We start from the raw sequence: 18,408 nt of genomic DNA on the forward strand, positions 1-18,408 counted from the left end.
ATCACCTTATTCTTCTTCTGTAATGTTTTTTGCTATATCAGTAAAAAGTATTCCATTTAAATGGTCAATTTCATGACAAATTGCTCTAGCTAGCAGATCTTCACCTTCAATTGTAAATATCTCTCCATCTAGATTCAGCGCTTGCGCTTTTACTTTTGCTGGTCTAGTTACTTCGCCAGCTTTTCCTGGAAGACTTAAACATCCTTCTTGATTAACTTGTTCTCCTTCTTGATATACAATCTCAGGATTGATCATAACAACCGGGCCTTCCCCTGTATCAATAACAACAAGCCTTTTTAATAAACCAACTTGTGGTGCTGCTAACCCTACACCTTCCGCTTCATACATCGTATCAAGCATATCTCCAGCTAATGTTTTTACATTATGGGTTATTTCATGTACTGGTTTGGATATTTTCCTTAAAATTGGGTCATCATCTGTACGTATTTTTCTAATTGCCATTTCGAACCTCCTAGAAGTTTTTATATTAATTGGACATCATAGAATTGATGTCAAGATTTATTGTCATATGTTGCCATAAATTATCCTTAAGAATCATTGTATTTAATTCATATAGCAACTGATTTAATGCCTTGTATTCTTTTGATTTTATAATAATGCGCCATCTGTAAGCGTTTTTTAGTTTAGAAACATTAGCTGGTGTTGGTCCTAGTACTAACAACTCTTTTTGATCAATTAATTTCATGATTAAATGCTTTAATTGCATCGCATCTTGTATCAAGGCAGCTTCATCTTTTGAACTCATTAAAATTGTTGCTATATTAGAAAATGGAGGATATCCCATCATTTCTCTAAACATGATCTCGTTATGATAGAACTTTTTATAATTTTGTTCCATTGCACATTGCAAGCTATAATGGTCTGGTGAATAGGTTTGAATGATAGCCTTGCCCTTTTTTGCTCCTCTACCTGTTCTTCCAGTTACTTGTGTTACTAATTGAAAGGTTCTTTCACAAGCTCTAAAATCATTGATATACAAAGATAGGTCCGCGGCTATTACACCAACCACAGTAACATTTTCAAAATGATGTCCTTTAGCTACCATCTGTGTACCGATTAAAATATCCGCATCACCATTTTCAAATTGTCCAAGGATATTTTCAAAATCGTTTTTCCGTGATGTAGTATCAAAATCCATTCTAAGTACTTTCGCATTTTTGAACTCATTCTTTATATAATTCTCTACCTTTTGAGTACCAATTCCAAATTCTTTTATATATTTTGATGTACAGTTGGGACATATTATTATTTTATTAATTGTATTCCCACAATAATGACAAATCATTTTTTCTTGATTAGAATGATACGTATATGGAATGTCACAACTTGGACATTTTACCACGTATCCACATTTTCTACAAGATACAAAGCTTGAGTGACCCCTACGATTGATAAATAATATGATCTGTTCTTTTCTATTTAAAGCAGCCTCTATATTTGTTTTTAGTGAATGGCTTAATATAGATTTGTTTCCTAATAGTAATTCTTCTCGCATATCAACAATGTCTACTGACAATGAAGCATTTTCTATAGCCTTATCTGTAAGCTCGAGTAACGTATATTTTCCATCTAACGCTTTGTAGTAACTTTCTATTAAAGGTGTTGCAGAACCTAATACGACAGGACAGCTTGACATACTACTTCTTTTTATCGCTACTTCTCTCGCATGATACTTAGGAGGCATTTCAGATTTATAGGTCATTTCATGCTCTTCATCAATAATGATAATTCCTAATCTTTCAAAAGGTGCAAAAATTGCCGATCTAGGGCCAATCATAATTGAGATTTTTCCTTCTTTAGCCTTTCTCCATTGATCATACTTTTCGCCTTGAGATAATTTGCTATGAAGTACACCAATAATATCTCCAAACCTTCCAATAAATCTACTCACTGTTTGCGGTGTTAAGCCTATCTCTGGAATTAGAACAATCGCTTGTTTACCTTCTGAAATCACTTGTTCTATTACCTGCATATATACTTCAGTTTTTCCACTGCCAGTCACACCATGAAGCAAAAAGACCTCATTCTTACCGTCTCGGACAGCGCTTTCAATTTTATAGATTGCTTTTTGTTGATTGTAATTTGGCATTATCTTCTCAGTTTTATTCATTTTTAATGAATTAAATGGATTACGATATGCTTCATGGTCTTCGATTTGTATAAACCCGTTTTTCTCTAGAGTTTTTAAGACCGATTTAGAAATTCCTGTATCTTGTAAAATGTCTTTTTCAAGCATTTCATCATGATTTATAAGTAAATTAAAAAATAATATTTTAGTTTTCCATTTCATATTAGAATTGTTCTCTTCAATTAGCTTTTGAAGAGCTTCTAACGAGATATTTCTTTTGATTTTTCTGCTGTACTTCTTATTCAATTCCTGGCTAGAGGGTATCATACTTTTTAATGCTGCTTGCATGCCACAGGTATAACGTCTTTGCATCCAGTAAGCAAGCTTAATTAAATCGCTTTCAACGTTGACACTTGAATTGACATTGGTAATGGATTTGAGTTTTGCTTCATCAAATTGTATTTGATCAGTTAGTGAAACAACATATCCTTTTACATCTCGATTAGATGGTCCGAACGGAATTGTTACTATACTGCCAACATCTACTGAACCTTGTAGGGCTTCAGGTATTAGATATGTGAATGGTCTGTCTAAGCTTTTAGTGGATATTTCTAAAATAACATTGGCATATTTTTTCATTGGTATTCATCCATTCTTTCTATTTACTATTGGCAAAGATCCAGTCTTACGTAATCGTTTTTCATTTTACGATAAACTTTTCTGTATAATCAATATGTAATAAAATATCATAATGAATATTATACCACAATGATATTAGGCAAACAATGTAGAATGCACTTGAGCTTCTTCATTTTTTCTAGTTTACTATTAAGCTTTGGATATGTACTCGAACGAAGTAAAAGCCCTCACAAAAATCGTAAGGGCTTAACAAATCAAAATAAGCTTTCACAACTAAACTACGTCAATAAAACCTTCATAAAGCTCCCAAACAGCATTTGTTAACGGTCTAGGGGACTTCTTACTTATCAGTGGCTCTTCACCATCAACAAGCTGTCTAGCTCTCTTGGCAGTTGCAATAACAATTGAATATCTACTTACAAGTTGATCTTTTGTTAAATTTCTCTTATTAATTGTACTCATTAAATCTGTATACGATGGATGTAACATTTTTAATTATCTCCTTTCAAGAGTTCTTCAAATTCTTTTTTAAACTTCTTTTTAATATCTTTGTTTCTAGTAACTCTTTCATGTTCAGCAACAATAATCCCATGGATATGAGCTACACTTTCTTCTAAACCATCATTTATAACGATATAATCATAATCGTCAATCGCATCAATTTCCTGATAAGATTTTTCTAAACGCTTTCTAATAATATCAGGTGTTTCTGTGCCACGATGTATGAGTCGCTGTTTAATTTCATGGGCGGTAGGCGCTGTTACAAAAACCAGTAAACTATCCGGGTATTTGTTTCTTACCTGCAATGCCCCATGCATTTCAATTTCCAGTATAACATCATTTCCGTTTTTTAATTTCTCATTTACATATTTTCTTGGTGTTCCATAATAATTATCGCAATAAGAAGCCCATTCAATAAGCTCATCATTTTCGATCATTGTTTCAAACTCTTCTTGTTCAATGAAATAATAATGTTCCCCCTCTATTTCGCCTACTCTTGCTTTGCGAGTAGTTGCAGAAATTGATAAGGAAAATAAATTGCTTTCAATCAGCTTCCTAACGATTGTTCCTTTACCAGCACCTGAAAAACCTGAAATAATAATAAGTATACCTTTTCTTTTCATATGATTTTCCTATCTTTTTTCGTCATTATTTTCCAATCTGCTTACTATTGTTTCTACTTGTATGCCAGATAACATAATATGACCAGTAGTCATAATAATAACAGCTCTAGTTTTTCTACCAAAAGTAGCATCTATAAGCTTATCTTGTTCTCTAGCACTTTGAATCATTCTTTTGATTGGTGCGGATTCTGGATTAACGATTGAAATCACCTTATCCACCATCACTACACTACCAAAACCGATATTAATAAATTGTTTATTATTCATATGATATCACTCTATATTTTGAATTTGTTCTCGAATTTTTTCAATTTCTGTCTTTAAATCTAATGCTTGGTTTGATATATCAATCGCATTTGCCTTTGATAATATTGTGTTCGCTTCTCTGTTCATTTCTTGAGTTAAAAAATCAAGCTTTCTGCCAATAGGAACATCCGTAGCAAAAGAATTTTTCATGTGTTCGATATGACTAATCAGTCTTACGATTTCTTCATCAATACAAGCTTTATCAGCAAAAATCGCTACTTCTTGAGCTAGTCTTGACTCATCTACAGAGGCATTTTCCAACAAATCTTTAATTCGAGATTCTAATTTTTCTTTGTAAGCCACTACAATTTGGGGTGCTTTCTCTTTGATTTCATTCAGCGCTTGGAACATAATATCTAATTTTTTTAACATATCTTCTTTAAGAAGATTTCCTTCAATAGATCTAGTTTCAATTAATTGATCGCTACTATTGTCTAATGCTCCCTTTAGTATACTCCAAAGCTCTTCTTGATCATCATCTTGCTCTTCTACAACCAATACATCTGGATATCTTGTCATATGAGATACTTTTATGTCATTTTCAAGATCAAATTCTTCACTAATCAGTTCGAAATACTTCAAATATTCTTTGGCTAATTCAGCATTAAACTTGATATTTTCTAGTTTGTCTGAGTTGTCTTCATAAGAAATAAATACATCAATTTTTCCTCTTGATAATTTTTGCTTGACATAGCTTCTGACTTCGTTTTCTAAAAAGCCTAACTTTCTTGGCATTCTTACGTTAACTTCACAATACCTATGATTAACAGATTTCATTTCAACAATTATTTTTCTCTTATCTTTTTCAAACTCGCCTCTTCCAAAGCCTGTCATACTCTTTATCATGTAATCAACTCATTTCGTATTTAATAATTTGCACAGATAGTATATTATAACCCAACCCAACAACTTAGTCAAGAAAATCATCTACTTTACCTGACTGCCGCTTTTCTAATTACATCTGTCAATTATACTTTATTAAAGTTGAAAATTCAACGGGTTTTAAAGAGAGACTTTCATGCTATATACCTCGTATGATATAATAAATAAAAATAATATCGGAGGCGCAAAAATGATTAAACATATTGTAATGTGGAACATCAATGAAGATGAATCTAAAGAAGTTGTTATGAACGCTTTAAAGGAAAGACTTGAAAATTTAAAATGTGAAATCGACTTTATTCAAGCTTTAGAGGTTGGATTTAATTATAATGTCACCGCTCAAGCTCATGACGTGGTATTGTATTCTGAATTTCTTACAAAGGAAGATTTAGATGCATATGTTGTTCATCCTGCGCATAAAAGAGTTGGTGAATATGTTAGAAGTGTAGTGAAAGATCGTGTTGTTGTTGATTATGAGATATAGTATATATATCTTCTTTATAGTACTTTAGCAGAATTAACTACAATGATAAAAAACATCCTAAAGTTAGCTTTTTGAAAAGACATTTTTAGGATGTTTTTTTATACTGAAAATCATTACATCATAACTATTAATTTTTAATTTTCTTCCCAATCAATTTCTGATAGTTTTGTAACTTTGATTTTTTTGAAGTCTATGCTGTCCAACGATTCTTTTACATCTACTAAATGATAAGATGACATGGCAAATGATATATCTGCATATCCTTCTACGATTGATGTATTAACACCTATCAATTCGCCTTTGCTATTGAATAACGGACCACCACTATTTCCTGGTGCTAATGGTAGGCTAGATTGTAATATTCTTGCATCGCCATCAACTATTATATTTTGAAACAATCCGATTGTAACCGTATTGAATAATCCCATGGGACTACCAATAGCAACAATTTCATCTGCCTTTGTCATAGCATCTGGGTTTCCTAGCTTAACTGGCTCTCCGAATTTTTCTTTTAGTTTTAGTACTGCTATATCAATGGATGGATTTAAGACTACAACGCCTGCAACTTCAAGCTCCGTACCATCAACTAATCTTACAGTTAAACTCTTTTGCTTATGTATTACATGTACATTCGTAACAACGATACCTTCACACAGAAAGAATCCAGAGCCTTGCGAAGTATCACCTAAAATTGCAACCGTCTTCGAATCATTTTCCTTGATGATACTTTTCAGGTCTAAATCTGTACCTGGTGAAGAAGCCGCCCCCTCACTTTCATCCATTATGATTGAACTCTCTACAACTACACCATCTGAATTCTCTGTTACATCAGCGTCAATAATTGTATCTACTTCTTGAGATTTACCTTCAAGTTTTGCTTCAAATGATTGCAAAAACTTATCAGACTTTCTATAGTCCTCATATAAGTCCCAAGGTGCATAGGTCGTCCAACTATCAACCTTCCAACCATCTTGTTCTTTTATTACTGTTAACGTACCATAATACTTGTTTTTATATCGTTTGTCATAATCGTAACCATTTTCATAAGTAAATCCTTCAAATGTGAACACTGCTCCTATCTTATAGAAACCATCACCACCAGATAAAATCTTTACACTATCCCAGGTTTTAGGCATACTATAATAATCGCTTGGAACATCTGATTGAATCAAATCCATTGAATAATAGTCTGGGTCTTCCTTTTCATCAGAGGAAGCATATCTTTCATAAAATGAAGGATAATCTAAATCATAAAAACCTTCATAATCCGGATCTTCTATTTTGAAATCTTTATATAGGATTTCACCATCTTCTTCAACTGAATTCCTCATCTTAAACCAATTGGTATAAAACCCTTTCGCAAAGTCAATTACCTCTGTTGCCTCTTCGGTTACATTTTTAGCAGGAGCATCATCATATGTATTGACATCCCGAAAGTTTTCAAGAGATTCATTGTCTAAATCATCAGAGGATACCTCAACCGAATCGTCGTCATCATCTTTTGATGATTTATTACTAGGTTCTATAAATGATTTACAACCTGATAATGATAATAACATTATTAAAATGAAAGAAAGAATAGTTGTCTTACATAGGAATGCCTTTAACATTTCTCAATTACCTCCTCACTTTATAATTGCTTGCACATCGGTTAAATTATTTTAACTCCTTTAGCACTTGGTAAAGAAATATCAGTCCTTGCTTAGCTGCATTTGTACGAACTTTCATACGATTACCATTTAATTGCAATCTTTTAATAAAGGTTTGATCCTTGTAAGCTATGGCGATATAAACTAATCCAACTGGCTTATCTTCTGTACCACCTGAAGGACCTGCTATTCCTGATATTGCCATCCCTATATCAGATTGGGATCTTTCTTTAATACCTAATGCCATTTCTTTTACTACTTGTTTACTAACTGCACCATAAATATCTATGGAGTCTTTGTCGACACCCAATTCTCTTATTTTTGATTCATTTGAATATACAATTTTCCCATCTTTGAATACCTTTGATACTCCTGGACAATTGACTAACATACTTGCAAATAATCCACCTGTACATGATTCAGCAACTGAAATAGTTTGATTATAAGTATTAAGAAGTTCTACAATAATTTCTTCTAGCTCTTTTTCATCAGTAGTATAGATATACTTATTTAACTGCTTTCTCATTTCTATTTCAGATGATGCAATCAGTTTCAGCGCTTCATTTGTATTATTGGCTCTTGCCGTAATTCTAAAATGCACCTCAGAAAGTTTAGCATATGGAGCAATAGATGGGTTTGTTTGTTCATCAATCATATTTTGAACCAGCTCAGCGGCAGTACTTTCACCAATTCCAATAAGCTTCAATGTTTTTGACACGATACAATCTTTGGATGATTTTTTAATATATGGAACTACACTTTCTTCGAACATTGGAATAAGCTCATTTGGAGGTCCTGGCAAAATAATAAAGATTTTTTCACAACTTTCTATTAATACTCCCGGTGCTGTACCATTGTTATTATTTAGAATGATTGCACCTTCGGGTATGAAAGCTTGCTTCAAATTATTATTTGACATTGGTATATCTCTGTACGCAAAGAATTTTTTAAGTTTTTTTTCTTGATCCTTATTCATATTAAGTGGTAAGCCTAGCGCCTTAGCTACAGTTTCTTTGGTAATATCATCGCTTGTTGGTCCTAAGCCACCAGAAAGTATAATTAAATCACTTCTGTTTTTTGCATAATTGATGGCCTGAATTAGTCTATTTTCGTTATCACCTACAACAGTTTGATAATATACAGATACACCTAAGTCAGCTAGTCTTCTGCTTAAATATTGGGCATTTGTATTTAATATGTCACCTAATAATAGCTCTGTTCCAACACAAATAATTTCTGCAATCACAAATATCCCTCCATAATATGAGTTAAATTCTATTCTTTAAAAACTTCTTTGTTCTGAACGATATAATCAAGTGCAGATATAATTGTTAATATAAGTGATGCATAGATTAGTACTAGCTCGATATATTCTATATATTTAAATTGAAATTGAAATAACACAACAATAATCATTATCATAGTTGTAAAGGTTTTAATTTTGCCCCACCAACCTGCCGCAATCACTTTGCCTGAAGTTGCTGCTAGTAATCTTACACCACTAATAACAAATTCCCTACTGATGATTACAATAACAATCCATGCAGCAATATCACCTGTTTCTACTAGATAAACTAAAGCTGCTGATACCAAAAGCTTATCAGCCAGGGGATCCATAAACTTCCCAAAATTAGTGACAAGATTCATAGAACGAGCTAAATATCCATCTAACCAATCTGTTGCACTCGCAATGATAAAAATACTAACTGCCACATAGTTTGCATAATTTTCAGGGAATACATATAAAACAATCAAAAAAAATGGTATTAGTATCACTCTTAACATCGTTAACTTATTTGCTATATTCATCTTTTATCTCTCCTATTAAGTCATATTCACTTGCTTCATTTACTTGAACCTTTACAATTTGACCTGTCAACAGTTCATATTCACAACCTACAAAGACAACCCCATCAACATTTGGTGCATCCATATATGACCTTCCGCAATAAATCTTATCATCTGGCAAATATCCTTCAATCATAATATCTAGCGTTGCACCTACCATGCTTTTGTTCTTTTCTAGCGATATATTTTGCTGAGCAAGCATCAATTCTTTTTTACGTGATTTTTTTACTGCTTCTTTAATTTGACCTTTCATTGTCGCAGCTTTCGTACCCTCTTCTAAGGAATATGTGAAAACCCCAAGGCGATCAATCTTATATTCCTTTACAAAATCTTTTAATTCTTCGAATTGTTCTTTTGTTTCACCAGGAAACCCTACAATTAATGAACTTCTAATGCAAATATTCGGGATTTGATTCCTCAACCTTGTTATGACATTTATAATCGTTCTTTTATTGCTTTTTCTAGCCATATTTGACAATATACTGTCGTTAATATGTTGTATCGGTATATCAATATATTTCATAACCTTATCTTGTATTTTCATTACTTCAATGAGTTCATCAGTGATGTCTTCTGGATAGCAATAAAGCAATCTAATCCATTCCAAACCTTCAATTTTACATAACTCATTGATCAACTCAGGTAACTTTTTTTCTTTATATAGATCGATGCCATATTTTGTTGTGTCTTGCGCTACCAAGATAATTTCTTTTTTGCCTTGTTTTACTAAATGTTTTGCTTCTTCAACTAAACTCTCAATATGCCTACTTCTAATATTCCCTCTCAATTGAGGTATGATACAGTAAGTACAATTGTTGTTACAGCCTTCAGCTATTTTTAAGTAAGCATATGCAGTTGTTGTACTCGACATTCTTTTTAAATATGCTTCTGGAGAATAGTTAATATCTTTAAACGAACTGACCTTTTCTTTATCTAACACCTTTTTAATTGTAGTGACAATCTCATCGTAATTTGAGGTTCCTAGAATTCCATCTACCTCCGGCATTTCTGCCAGTAGTTCGTCTTTGTACCTTTCTGTTAAACACCCTACAACAATTAACCCTTTACAATTACCCGTTTCTTTATATTCTGCCATTTCTAATATAGTTTCAATGCTTTCTTCTTTAGCGTCATGAATAAAACTACACGTGTTAACAATAATAATATCTGCTTCTAGTTCCTCACTTGTGATAACATATCCTTCTTCATTCATCATTCCAAGCATAACTTCACTATCTACTAAGTTTTTGTCGCAACCTAGTGAAACGTAAAAGATTTTTACACTCAATTAATTTGCCTCCAATATTTATTAACTTATTTATTTTGTTGCTGCCAAAACACAGTTTTTCATTAACATTGCGATAGTCATTGGACCTACTCCGCCAGGAACCGGCGTTATTGCGGAGGCTATATCAAAACACTCTTCATATGCAACATCTCCACATAACTTTCCATCTTCTAAACGATTAATACCAACATCTACAATTACAACATCTTTCTTAAGAAAATCTTTAGTAACAAAATTCGCTTTGCCAATTGCAGCTATGATAATATCTGCTTCTTGACATTCTTGTGCTAAATTTTTGGTTCTAGAATGACAAATAGTAATTGTAGCATTTTCTCTTAATAAAAGCATTGAAATTGGTTTACCAACTATATTACTTCTTCCAATTACAACACACTTTTTTCCTTCCATCGGAATATTATAACGTTTCAAAAGCTCAATAATGCCTGCTGGTGTACAAGAAACGAATCCTGAGTTTCCTATACTTAAATTGCCAACACTAATTGGGTGAAAACCATCAACGTCTTTTTCAGGATCAATTGCTAGTAAGATTTTTCCTTCGTTAATGTGTTTAGGAAGCGGTAACTGAACAAGAATACCATGAACATCTTTTCTAGTATTAAGTTCATCAATTATTTCTAATAGCGCTTCCTCAGAGGTTGTCCCATCCATTTCATAGGATAAAGATCTAATTCCAATATATTCGCAAGCACGTTTTTTATTTTTAACATATACTTGTGATGCTTGATTGTCACCGACTAACACCACAGCTAGTGTAGGTTCAATACTGTTTTCCTTAAGTAGTGTAACCTCCGTCTTTAGTTCATCTTTAATATCTTGAGCTGTTTTTTTACCATCCATTATTATTGTGCTCATTTTAATCCTCCAAAACCATTCATTTATTATCAATTATAATAATAACATAACTTACCATTATTTTCAAAATAAAAAGAATTTTAAAAAAGGAGTGGATTTTTCCATCCTCTCCTTTGAATAAATTTATTATAACTAAAACAAACCTGAAATAACTCCGTTTATATCAATATCAATGTTTTCTGCCGCTGGTTTTTTAGGTAGACCAGGCATCGTCATTACATCACCAGTAAGAACAACAATAAATTCTGCTCCCGCCGATATTGTAACTTCACTCACCGCAATTTCAAAACCACAAGGTCGACCTAGTAATTTGGGGTTATCGGACAGAGAATATTGTGTTTTTGCTATACATACTGGTAGCTTACTTAAACCAAGCTCTTCAATTTTTTTAATCGACTTGGAAGCTTTCCCACTATATTTAACATGATCTGCACCATAAATTTCTGTTGCGATTATTTTTATCTTATTTTTAATCGTATCCTTGATATCATAGAGTGGTTGAAAATGGCTTTCTTTTGTTTCGAGTGTATGTAGTACCTTTTTTGCTAATTCAATACCACCAGCTCCACCATTTTGCCATACTTCAGCCAATGCAAACTCACAACCCATTTCCTCACAAGAATTTCTTACAAAGTTTATTTCTTCAGTTGAATCTGTAACAAATGAATTTAACGTAACAACAACTGGTACTTTATACTTTTTCAAGTTTTCTATATGCTTTTCTAAATTAACAAAACCTTTCTTTACTGCATCAACATTTTTTTCAGACAAGTTAGATTTTATTACGCCACCATTATATTTAAGCGCTCTAATTGTAGCGACAAGTACAATAGCATCAGGTTTAAGCCCTGCCTTTGTACATTTTATATCTAAAAACTTCTCTGCACCAAGGTCTGCTCCAAAACCAGCTTCTGTAATAACTAAATCAGATAGCTTCAATGCATATTTTGTTGCACGAATACTATTACATCCATGGGCAATGTTTGCAAACGGTCCACCGTGCATAATAACTGGTGTATGTTCTAAGGTTTGAACTAGGTTCGGTTTAATTGCATCCTTAAGCAGTGCAGCCATAGCTCCTTCTGCTTTCAAATCATGGGCAGTAACTGGATCTCCATCATAATCATATGCAACTATAATCTCTCCTAATCTTCTTTTCAAATCTTTTAAGTCATTGGATAAGCATAAGATTGCCATTACTTCAGATGCAACTGAAATCATGAACCCATCTTCTCTAGGAACACCTTGTAATCTACCACCAAGACCTACTATGGTATTTCGTAAAGCCCTATCATTCATATCCATAACACGCTTCCATACAATATTCCTTGGATCAATTTTAAGTTCATTTCCCTGCTGTAAATGATTGTCAAGGAGAGCAGACAATAAATTGTGGGTAATACTTACCGCATGTATGTCACCTGTAAAATGAAGGTTGATATCCTCCATTGGAATTACTTGAGCGTAACCTCCACCTGCTGCCCCACCTTTAATTCCCATGCATGGTCCTAAAGAAGGCTCTCGTAAAGCAATGATGGAATTAATTCCTAATTTACCCATTGCTTGTCCTAGCCCAACTGTAATTGTAGTTTTACCTTCTCCCGCAGGGGTTGGATTGATCGCTGTAACTAAAACCAGCTTTCCATCCTTTTCGTGCTTTACTTTGTCCCATAGACTGTCAGAAAGCTTTGCTTTATATCTACCAAAAAGTTCTAAATCCTCTTCGGAAATACGAATACCTTTTGCGATATTAAGAATTGGTTCAATTTTTGATTCATTTGCAATTTGAATATCTGTTTTCACTAAAAGTTCCTCCAATAATAATGTAGTTAATACGAACTAATCTTCACCATCAGAAATAACTGCCTCATCTGATGCTTCATTTTCGTTTGCTTCATGCTTTAATTTATAATAATCTTCAAGTGTAAGATTCACTTTTCTAGGTTTGCTACCTTCTTCTGGACCAATAAATCCAGCTTCATGAAGTTGATCAATTATTCTTGCAGCTCTATTATATCCAACTCTAAATTTTCTTTGAAGCATTGAAGCAGATGCTTTCTCTCTTTCAATAACAAGCTCAAGTGCTTCTTCAAAATAGGTATCGTAGTCACCTTCTTGGGTTGATTCACTTTCATTTGTTGCTTTTGGATCTTTAGAAATTTGCTCCATGATACTTTGGTTATAGTTTGCTTTTTGACTTGCTTTTAAAAATGCAACAACTCGTTCTACTTCTTTATCTGAAATAAAAGCTCCCTGAACTCTTATTGGTTTAGGCATACCTACTGGATAATATAACATATCTCCTTTACCTATTAATTTCTCTGCACCATTCATATCAATGATCGTTCTTGAATCTACTCCTGAAGAAACGGCAAAGGCAATTCTTGAAGGTATATTTGCCTTAATAATTCCTGTGATTACATCAACCGATGGTCTTTGAGTTGCTAAAATTAGATGTATTCCAGCCGCTCTTGCCATTTGAGCAAGTCTACAAATTGCATCTTCAACATCCTTTGCAGCAACTTGCATTAAATCCGCTAATTCATCTACTATAATAACAATTTGAGGTAATTTATTAAGCTCTTCATCTTGTTCAGTAAATTTATTATAACCAACCAAATCCCTCACATTTGCATTTGCAAACAGTTGATATCTTTCCGACATTTCTTGAACAGCCCAATAAAGAGCGCCTGCGGCTTTCTTCGGATCGGTTACAACGGGAATTAATAGATGGGGGATACCATTATACACCTTTAACTCTACTACCTTAGGATCTATCATTAACAATTTTACTTCATTTGGATTGGCTTTATATAATATACTTGTAATTAATGTGTTAATGCAAACGCTCTTTCCTGAACCTGTTGCACCAGAAATGAGCATATGAGGCATCCTTGCAATATCTGCAATAATCGTTTCACCACTAATATCTTTACCTAGTGCAAACGCAATTTTTGAAGGAAATTTCATAAACTCTATCGTATCAATTACCTCTTTAATATGCACTGTACTAACTTCTTTATTAGGAACTTCAATCCCAATTAAAGATTTACCCGGTATAGGCGCTTCCATTCTTATACCTGAGGCCGCAAGATTTAATGCAATATCGTCAGATAAATTAACGATTTTGCTAACCTTTACCCCTTGATCAGGTTGTAATTCATATCTTGTTACAGTTGGGCCATAGCTAATATTGATTACCTTAGCTTGAACGCCAAAGCTTTCTAATGTTTGCTCAAGTTTTTCTGCATTTTTATGAAGCATTTCCTTGGAACTTCTTACTCCTGAAAAAGGATTGTCCTTTAATAGCTGTAAAGGAGGATATTCATATAAGGTTTTATTGATTGGAGCTTTCATTTCTCCTTTTATAGACTCTATATCTTTCATGTCAACTTTTTCTTGATTAGGCTTATTTATCGCATCTTTAAAGAATGAAATTTGGACACTTTCCTTCTTTTTCTCTGCTACTTCACTGATTTTTTCTAGTTCCTTTGGTTCTTCAGACTCTTGTAACGATTCACTACTATCCTCTTTAGGTATATCATAATCTTCAATAATGGTTGATTTACCAAGCATATTTTCTCTAACTTTTCTTGTCGTCTCTTGTTGTTCAATGTTCATTAAATAGGTCGTTTCTTCTTCAGCATAAGTCGACTTGCCTTTTTGTGACGATCCACCACGTTCAGCAATGGCATCCTCAACTTTTGAATATGTTGATGAACTGATTTCCTGAATTTTAACACCAATGAATTTCAATAGCTTAAACAAGGATTTTTCAGTTAACAATATAATCAATGATAGATTAATTAGCAAAATGACTATGAGGCTTCCGCTTTTACCAAGAAGCATGGCAAAAAAATCTCCAAAAAAACCACCAATGAATCCGCCACCTGCATGCAGTTTAGAAGAGACTGAAAAGTAATTTACTAGGGCGGGGAAAAATGCACTCTTTCCCATTAAATAAATATTAATTTGAGATTCTTTGATATATATAATATGTATAAACGACGAAAATGCTGGTACCAATAGAACCAACAACATTAGCTTATTATTAAGTCTTTCGTTTTTCTTGTTAAATATTTTAAATATCGCTGAACCAAGTATAAAGATTGGAATTAAATATGCGCCAACGCCAAAAATTCCAAAAGACACATTCCTTACTCCTTTACCAGCAATTCCACCGATATTGAAATATACACATAGAATCAAAAATAATCCAATAGCTACAAAAGTCATCACTATAATTTCATATCTCAACAGCTCTTGCTTTTCATCATGTACTTTTGAAGCTTTTTTAACATACGGTCTTTTTCCTTTTGAATGAATTGCTTTACGACCGCTCTTGGTGCTTTTTTTGCTTGTATTGTTTTGGGCCATTACGATCCCCCTTTATTAGTATGCTAATTATGAACTAAGAGAATCAAAAAGTGACTTTGCCCCTTAAAATAGATAAGAACTCTATTTAATATTCTAACTGTTTTCACCAATTATTTCAAGCTAATATTTAATATGCAGTTTTTAAAAATCCAGAGCAAATGTTTGCTCTGGATTTACATATGCTACTCATTATTCTTTTGTTTCTTTTCTTTGTTTTTTTCTGTATTCTTGTCTATATTTTTGTCTACATTCTTGTCTACATTCTTGTCTATATTCTTATTTACATTCTTATCTACATTCTTGTCTACATTTTTGTCTATATTCTTATTTACATTCTTTTCTATTTTCTTATCTGTATTTTTGTCTACATTCTTTTCTGCAGTTTTTTCTATACTTTTTTCCGCATTCTTTTCTTTATTCTTTTCTTCAATAAATTTATAGATTTTATTTAGTGCATCTTTAATGCCACCTAATTCGTCGATGATACCTAAGTCTACTGCTTCCTTTCCAACAATTATGCTTCCTACATCTTTTGATAATTGATTGCGATTTAACATTAGCTCTCTAAGTCGTTCCGTAGAAATTTTAGAGTTCAAGGTTACAAAATCTACAATTCGATCCTGCATCTTATCTAAGTATTCAAAGGTTTGTGCGACACCTATTACAGTTCCATTCATTCTTATTGGATGAATTGTCATTGTTGCACTTGGTACGATGTATGAATAGTTTGAAGCTACTGCTAAGGGTACTCCAATAGAATGGCCTCCACCTAATACTAGCGAAACAGTTGGTTTACTTAATGACGCAATCATTTCAGCGATTGCTAATCCTGCTTCTACATCTCCTCCAACTGTATTTATGAGTATTAATATCCCATCAATGTTATCATCTTCTTCTATTGCGGCTAACTGTGGTAATACATGTTCATATTTTGTAGTTTTATTTTGTTGAGGCAAGCATACATGCCCTTCAACCTGTCCAATAATAGTTAAGCAATGAATACGTTTGTTTAATTTCTTATTTTCTATAACTGTTTGTCCATATTCCTTTACATGATCACTTGAGTTTTGATTATCATTCTCTTGTGATCCTTCTTCAATAGCATCTTCAGAGTCATTTGACATTTTTTCATTTGTATCTTGATCCACATAAACCACCTCCTGTGTAGTTTTTTATGTTTTCTAAATACCAATAAAGGTGGGATTTTCCAATAGTAAGGTATTTAAATCTAAACTTACTTATCATATTATGCGTTAAGGTAACTTTTTTTATTCCTTTTTATAGGTTATAAGAATTGGTTGAATTTGCTTTCCATTTAATGCACTCATTAATGTATCAAAAATCAAATCCATTCTCGCAACCAATGAATTTTTTTTAGTTTTAAAGTTATCCTGTCCAAAAGGTACAAAGTATATATTCGGTGTATTCATTAAAATTCCTAAATTTTTCATATTTAATCCTAGTGCATCATTTGAAGCTATACCTAGAATAACCGGTATATTATTCCTTAGTGTAGCTTTGATCGCCATTAGGACAGATGTGTCTGTAATCGCATTTGCCAGTTTTGCAAAAGTATTGCCAGTACATGGTGCAACAATGAGTGCATCATATGGATTATCTGGTCCAATAAGCTCAGTTTCTTCAATTTTTGTTTGTACTGAATTCCCAGTCAATTTCTCAAGTAAGCTAACAAATTCTTTTGCTTGACCGAATCGCGTATCAATAGTACTTGCATGCTCAGACATGATTGGAAATACTTCAGCACCTTCTTCAATAAGTTTCTTGATGGGTTCAATAATGCTTTTAAATGTACAAAATGACCCAGAAATTGCGTAACCAATTTTAATATTTTTCAATAAATCCATTAATCATTCTCTCCTACTACACTTTTGATTAATTCATTTAATATTTCGCCAATAATGATACCTGCAGTTCTTGGAGAAAACCTACCAGGAATTCCTCTCATTTTTAAAAAGCAATCATGATCCATTTGATAAGCCTCAGTAATATCAATAAAAAGTGATGTGCACTCTAAAATTTTCTCTTCATTTATTAGGAGCTTTGGAATGGTATTGATAATAAAATCATACTTTTTGTTAGGTAGAAAATCGCGAATCAAACCAAACCCATTATTTTCTACTGCTCTTTCTTCTATAGGATTTACAGTATAAATATCTATTGAAGCTCCAAAATCATTCAAATTTTTAGCCATTCTCTTACCACAGTAACCATAGCCCAATATCAAACCTTTGCTTTGATGAATTGTACAGTCTAATTTATGAATAAGTTCTGCAACAACTCCTTCAGAAGTTGGAATTGCATTTTTCATTTTAAAAGTTTCAATATCAGTAATATCAATTACAGTTGCACCAAGGTTTTTAAGGTTAGTTAAAACCTCATGATTAAAAGGTCCTCCAATAATGATATTTTCTTTTGTGACCTTTGCCATAAAGGATTCTATTGATACTACTTCTACAAAATATTTAGAATAGACATGTTTTTTGTCTCTACTAAAGGGAATTGGAGCGATTATAATATCACACTCCAAAAAAACATCTGAAAGATTGCAACCTTTTATCACTGTTTCTCTCTCATTAATACTTTCATTGGCAAAAAAGACAACCGGCTTTTCAAGTACGTTAGCCAAATAACGTTGTCTTAAATCTCCTCCAATAATTCCAATTGTTTTTTTCACGTAAGCACCACGCAGATTTCAATGTTCTTAATATTAATTTATGATTATGTTTTGTTTTGTGTGCAGATAGAAAACTCAATAAAGAAATTGCACAGCAAGCAAAATAAAAATGCACCAATAAACCAAATTTACTGATGCATTTTCATTATGTAAT

16 protein-coding genes and 1 pseudogene are annotated in these 18,408 nt (G+C 32.8%); 1 reads left to right on the plus strand and 16 read right to left on the minus strand.

All coding sequences use genetic code 11. From position 1 onward, the window contains the following. Window positions 1-6: 6 nt before the first annotated feature. From def to CVU84_04430, 6 genes are all read right to left on the minus strand, one after another. Window positions 7-462 carry a peptide deformylase gene (gene def / locus CVU84_04405; GenBank protein PKM96046.1) on the minus strand — a complete coding sequence of 152 codons (456 nt, stop codon included), beginning with the start codon at window positions 460-462 and terminating at the stop codon, window positions 7-9. Window positions 463-487: 25 nt separating this feature from the next. Further along, window positions 488-2,728 (minus strand): primosomal protein N', encoded by a 2,241-nt coding sequence (locus CVU84_04410; GenBank protein ID PKM96047.1) that lies wholly within the window; start codon window positions 2,726-2,728, stop codon window positions 488-490. A gap of 273 nt (window positions 2,729-3,001) precedes the next feature. Beyond that, a complete protein-coding gene (locus CVU84_04415) occupies window positions 3,002-3,217 on the minus strand; it encodes a DNA-directed RNA polymerase subunit omega (protein PKM96048.1) in 216 nt (71 codons plus the stop codon). Between the two features lie 2 nt (window positions 3,218-3,219). Beyond that, window positions 3,220-3,852, minus strand: coding sequence for a guanylate kinase (locus CVU84_04420; protein ID PKM96049.1), 633 nt, complete (start codon window positions 3,850-3,852; stop codon window positions 3,220-3,222). Window positions 3,853-3,861: 9 nt separating this feature from the next. Then, window positions 3,862-4,119: a hypothetical protein gene (locus CVU84_04425; GenBank protein ID PKM96050.1), complete on the minus strand. Its 258-nt coding sequence runs from the start codon at window positions 4,117-4,119 to the stop codon at window positions 3,862-3,864. Window positions 4,120-4,125: 6 nt separating this feature from the next. Further along, complete coding sequence (locus CVU84_04430) at window positions 4,126-5,004, minus strand: YicC family protein (protein PKM96051.1); 879 nt, start codon at window positions 5,002-5,004, stop codon at window positions 4,126-4,128. A gap of 226 nt (window positions 5,005-5,230) precedes the next feature. On the opposite strand from CVU84_04430, the gene CVU84_04435 reads away from it, so the two are divergent. Continuing rightward, entirely contained in the window at window positions 5,231-5,524 is a 294-nt protein-coding gene (locus CVU84_04435) for a stress responsive protein (GenBank protein ID PKM96132.1), read from the plus strand. 134 nt (window positions 5,525-5,658) lie between these two features. Here CVU84_04435 and CVU84_04440 read toward each other — a convergent pair whose 3' ends face one another. The 10 genes and pseudogenes from CVU84_04440 to CVU84_04485 all read right to left on the minus strand — a co-directional run bounded on the left by CVU84_04440 (window position 5,659) and on the right by CVU84_04485 (window position 18,269). Continuing rightward, window positions 5,659-7,134: a hypothetical protein gene (locus tag CVU84_04440; protein ID PKM96052.1), complete on the minus strand. Its 1,476-nt coding sequence runs from the start codon at window positions 7,132-7,134 to the stop codon at window positions 5,659-5,661. 46 nt (window positions 7,135-7,180) lie between these two features. Next, a complete protein-coding gene (locus CVU84_04445) occupies window positions 7,181-8,419 on the minus strand; it encodes a competence/damage-inducible protein A (protein PKM96053.1) in 1,239 nt (412 codons plus the stop codon). Window positions 8,420-8,448: 29 nt separating this feature from the next. After that, window positions 8,449-8,982: a CDP-diacylglycerol--glycerol-3-phosphate 3-phosphatidyltransferase gene (pgsA, locus tag CVU84_04450; protein PKM96054.1), complete on the minus strand. Its 534-nt coding sequence runs from the start codon at window positions 8,980-8,982 to the stop codon at window positions 8,449-8,451. Further along, the gene (gene rimO, locus CVU84_04455; GenBank protein PKM96055.1) at window positions 8,966-10,309 is read right to left on the minus strand and encodes a 30S ribosomal protein S12 methylthiotransferase RimO; all 1,344 of its coding nucleotides are present in this window, start codon (window positions 10,307-10,309) and stop codon (window positions 8,966-8,968) included. The genes pgsA and rimO overlap by 17 nt, the downstream gene beginning before the upstream one ends. A 30-nt stretch (window positions 10,310-10,339) precedes the next feature. Next, window positions 10,340-11,182, minus strand: coding sequence for a bifunctional methylenetetrahydrofolate dehydrogenase/methenyltetrahydrofolate cyclohydrolase FolD (locus CVU84_04460; protein ID PKM96056.1), 843 nt, complete (start codon window positions 11,180-11,182; stop codon window positions 10,340-10,342). 132 nt (window positions 11,183-11,314) lie between these two features. Beyond that, window positions 11,315-12,985 carry a formate--tetrahydrofolate ligase gene (locus tag CVU84_04465; GenBank protein PKM96057.1) on the minus strand — a complete coding sequence of 557 codons (1,671 nt, stop codon included), beginning with the start codon at window positions 12,983-12,985 and terminating at the stop codon, window positions 11,315-11,317. 36 nt (window positions 12,986-13,021) lie between these two features. Next, on the minus strand, window positions 13,022-15,559 hold the full coding sequence (locus CVU84_04470) for a cell division protein FtsK (protein PKM96058.1): 2,538 nt from the start codon (window positions 15,557-15,559) through the stop codon (window positions 13,022-13,024). Between the two features lie 410 nt (window positions 15,560-15,969). After that, window positions 15,970-16,683: pseudogene (locus CVU84_04475) on the minus strand (translocation-enhancing protein TepA). Between the two features lie 144 nt (window positions 16,684-16,827). After that, window positions 16,828-17,424: a dipicolinate synthase subunit B gene (locus CVU84_04480; protein PKM96059.1), complete on the minus strand. Its 597-nt coding sequence runs from the start codon at window positions 17,422-17,424 to the stop codon at window positions 16,828-16,830. Continuing rightward, window positions 17,424-18,269 (minus strand): hypothetical protein, encoded by an 846-nt coding sequence (locus tag CVU84_04485; GenBank protein PKM96060.1) that lies wholly within the window; start codon window positions 18,267-18,269, stop codon window positions 17,424-17,426. The genes CVU84_04480 and CVU84_04485 overlap by 1 nt, the downstream gene beginning before the upstream one ends. Window positions 18,270-18,408 lie beyond the last annotated feature (139 nt).

This window comes from Firmicutes bacterium HGW-Firmicutes-1 (genome assembly GCA_002841625.1).
Taxonomy (GTDB): Bacteria; Bacillota; Clostridia; order Lachnospirales; family Vallitaleaceae; genus HGW-1.

Excerpts from the sequence above, each read along its gene's own strand:
- def (PKM96046.1), bottom strand. The coding sequence starts at position 462 with ATGGCAATTAGAAAAATACGTACAGATGATGACCCAATTTTAAGGAAA.
- CVU84_04410 (PKM96047.1), bottom strand. The coding sequence starts at position 2,728 with ATGAAAAAATATGCCAATGTTATTTTAGAAATATCCACTAAAAGCTTA.
- CVU84_04415 (PKM96048.1), bottom strand. The coding sequence starts at position 3,217 with ATGTTACATCCATCGTATACAGATTTAATGAGTACAATTAATAAGAGA.
- CVU84_04420 (PKM96049.1), bottom strand. The coding sequence starts at position 3,852 with ATGAAAAGAAAAGGTATACTTATTATTATTTCAGGTTTTTCAGGTGCT.
- CVU84_04425 (PKM96050.1), bottom strand. The coding sequence starts at position 4,119 with ATGAATAATAAACAATTTATTAATATCGGTTTTGGTAGTGTAGTGATG.
- CVU84_04430 (PKM96051.1), bottom strand. The coding sequence starts at position 5,004 with ATGATAAAGAGTATGACAGGCTTTGGAAGAGGCGAGTTTGAAAAAGAT.
- CVU84_04435 (PKM96132.1), top strand. The coding sequence starts at position 5,231 with ATGATTAAACATATTGTAATGTGGAACATCAATGAAGATGAATCTAAA.
- CVU84_04440 (PKM96052.1), bottom strand. The coding sequence starts at position 7,134 with ATGTTAAAGGCATTCCTATGTAAGACAACTATTCTTTCTTTCATTTTA.
- pgsA (PKM96054.1), bottom strand. The coding sequence starts at position 8,982 with ATGAATATAGCAAATAAGTTAACGATGTTAAGAGTGATACTAATACCA.
- CVU84_04460 (PKM96056.1), bottom strand. The coding sequence starts at position 11,182 with ATGAGCACAATAATAATGGATGGTAAAAAAACAGCTCAAGATATTAAA.
- CVU84_04470 (PKM96058.1), bottom strand. The coding sequence starts at position 15,559 with ATGGCCCAAAACAATACAAGCAAAAAAAGCACCAAGAGCGGTCGTAAA.
- CVU84_04480 (PKM96059.1), bottom strand. The coding sequence starts at position 17,424 with ATGGATTTATTGAAAAATATTAAAATTGGTTACGCAATTTCTGGGTCA.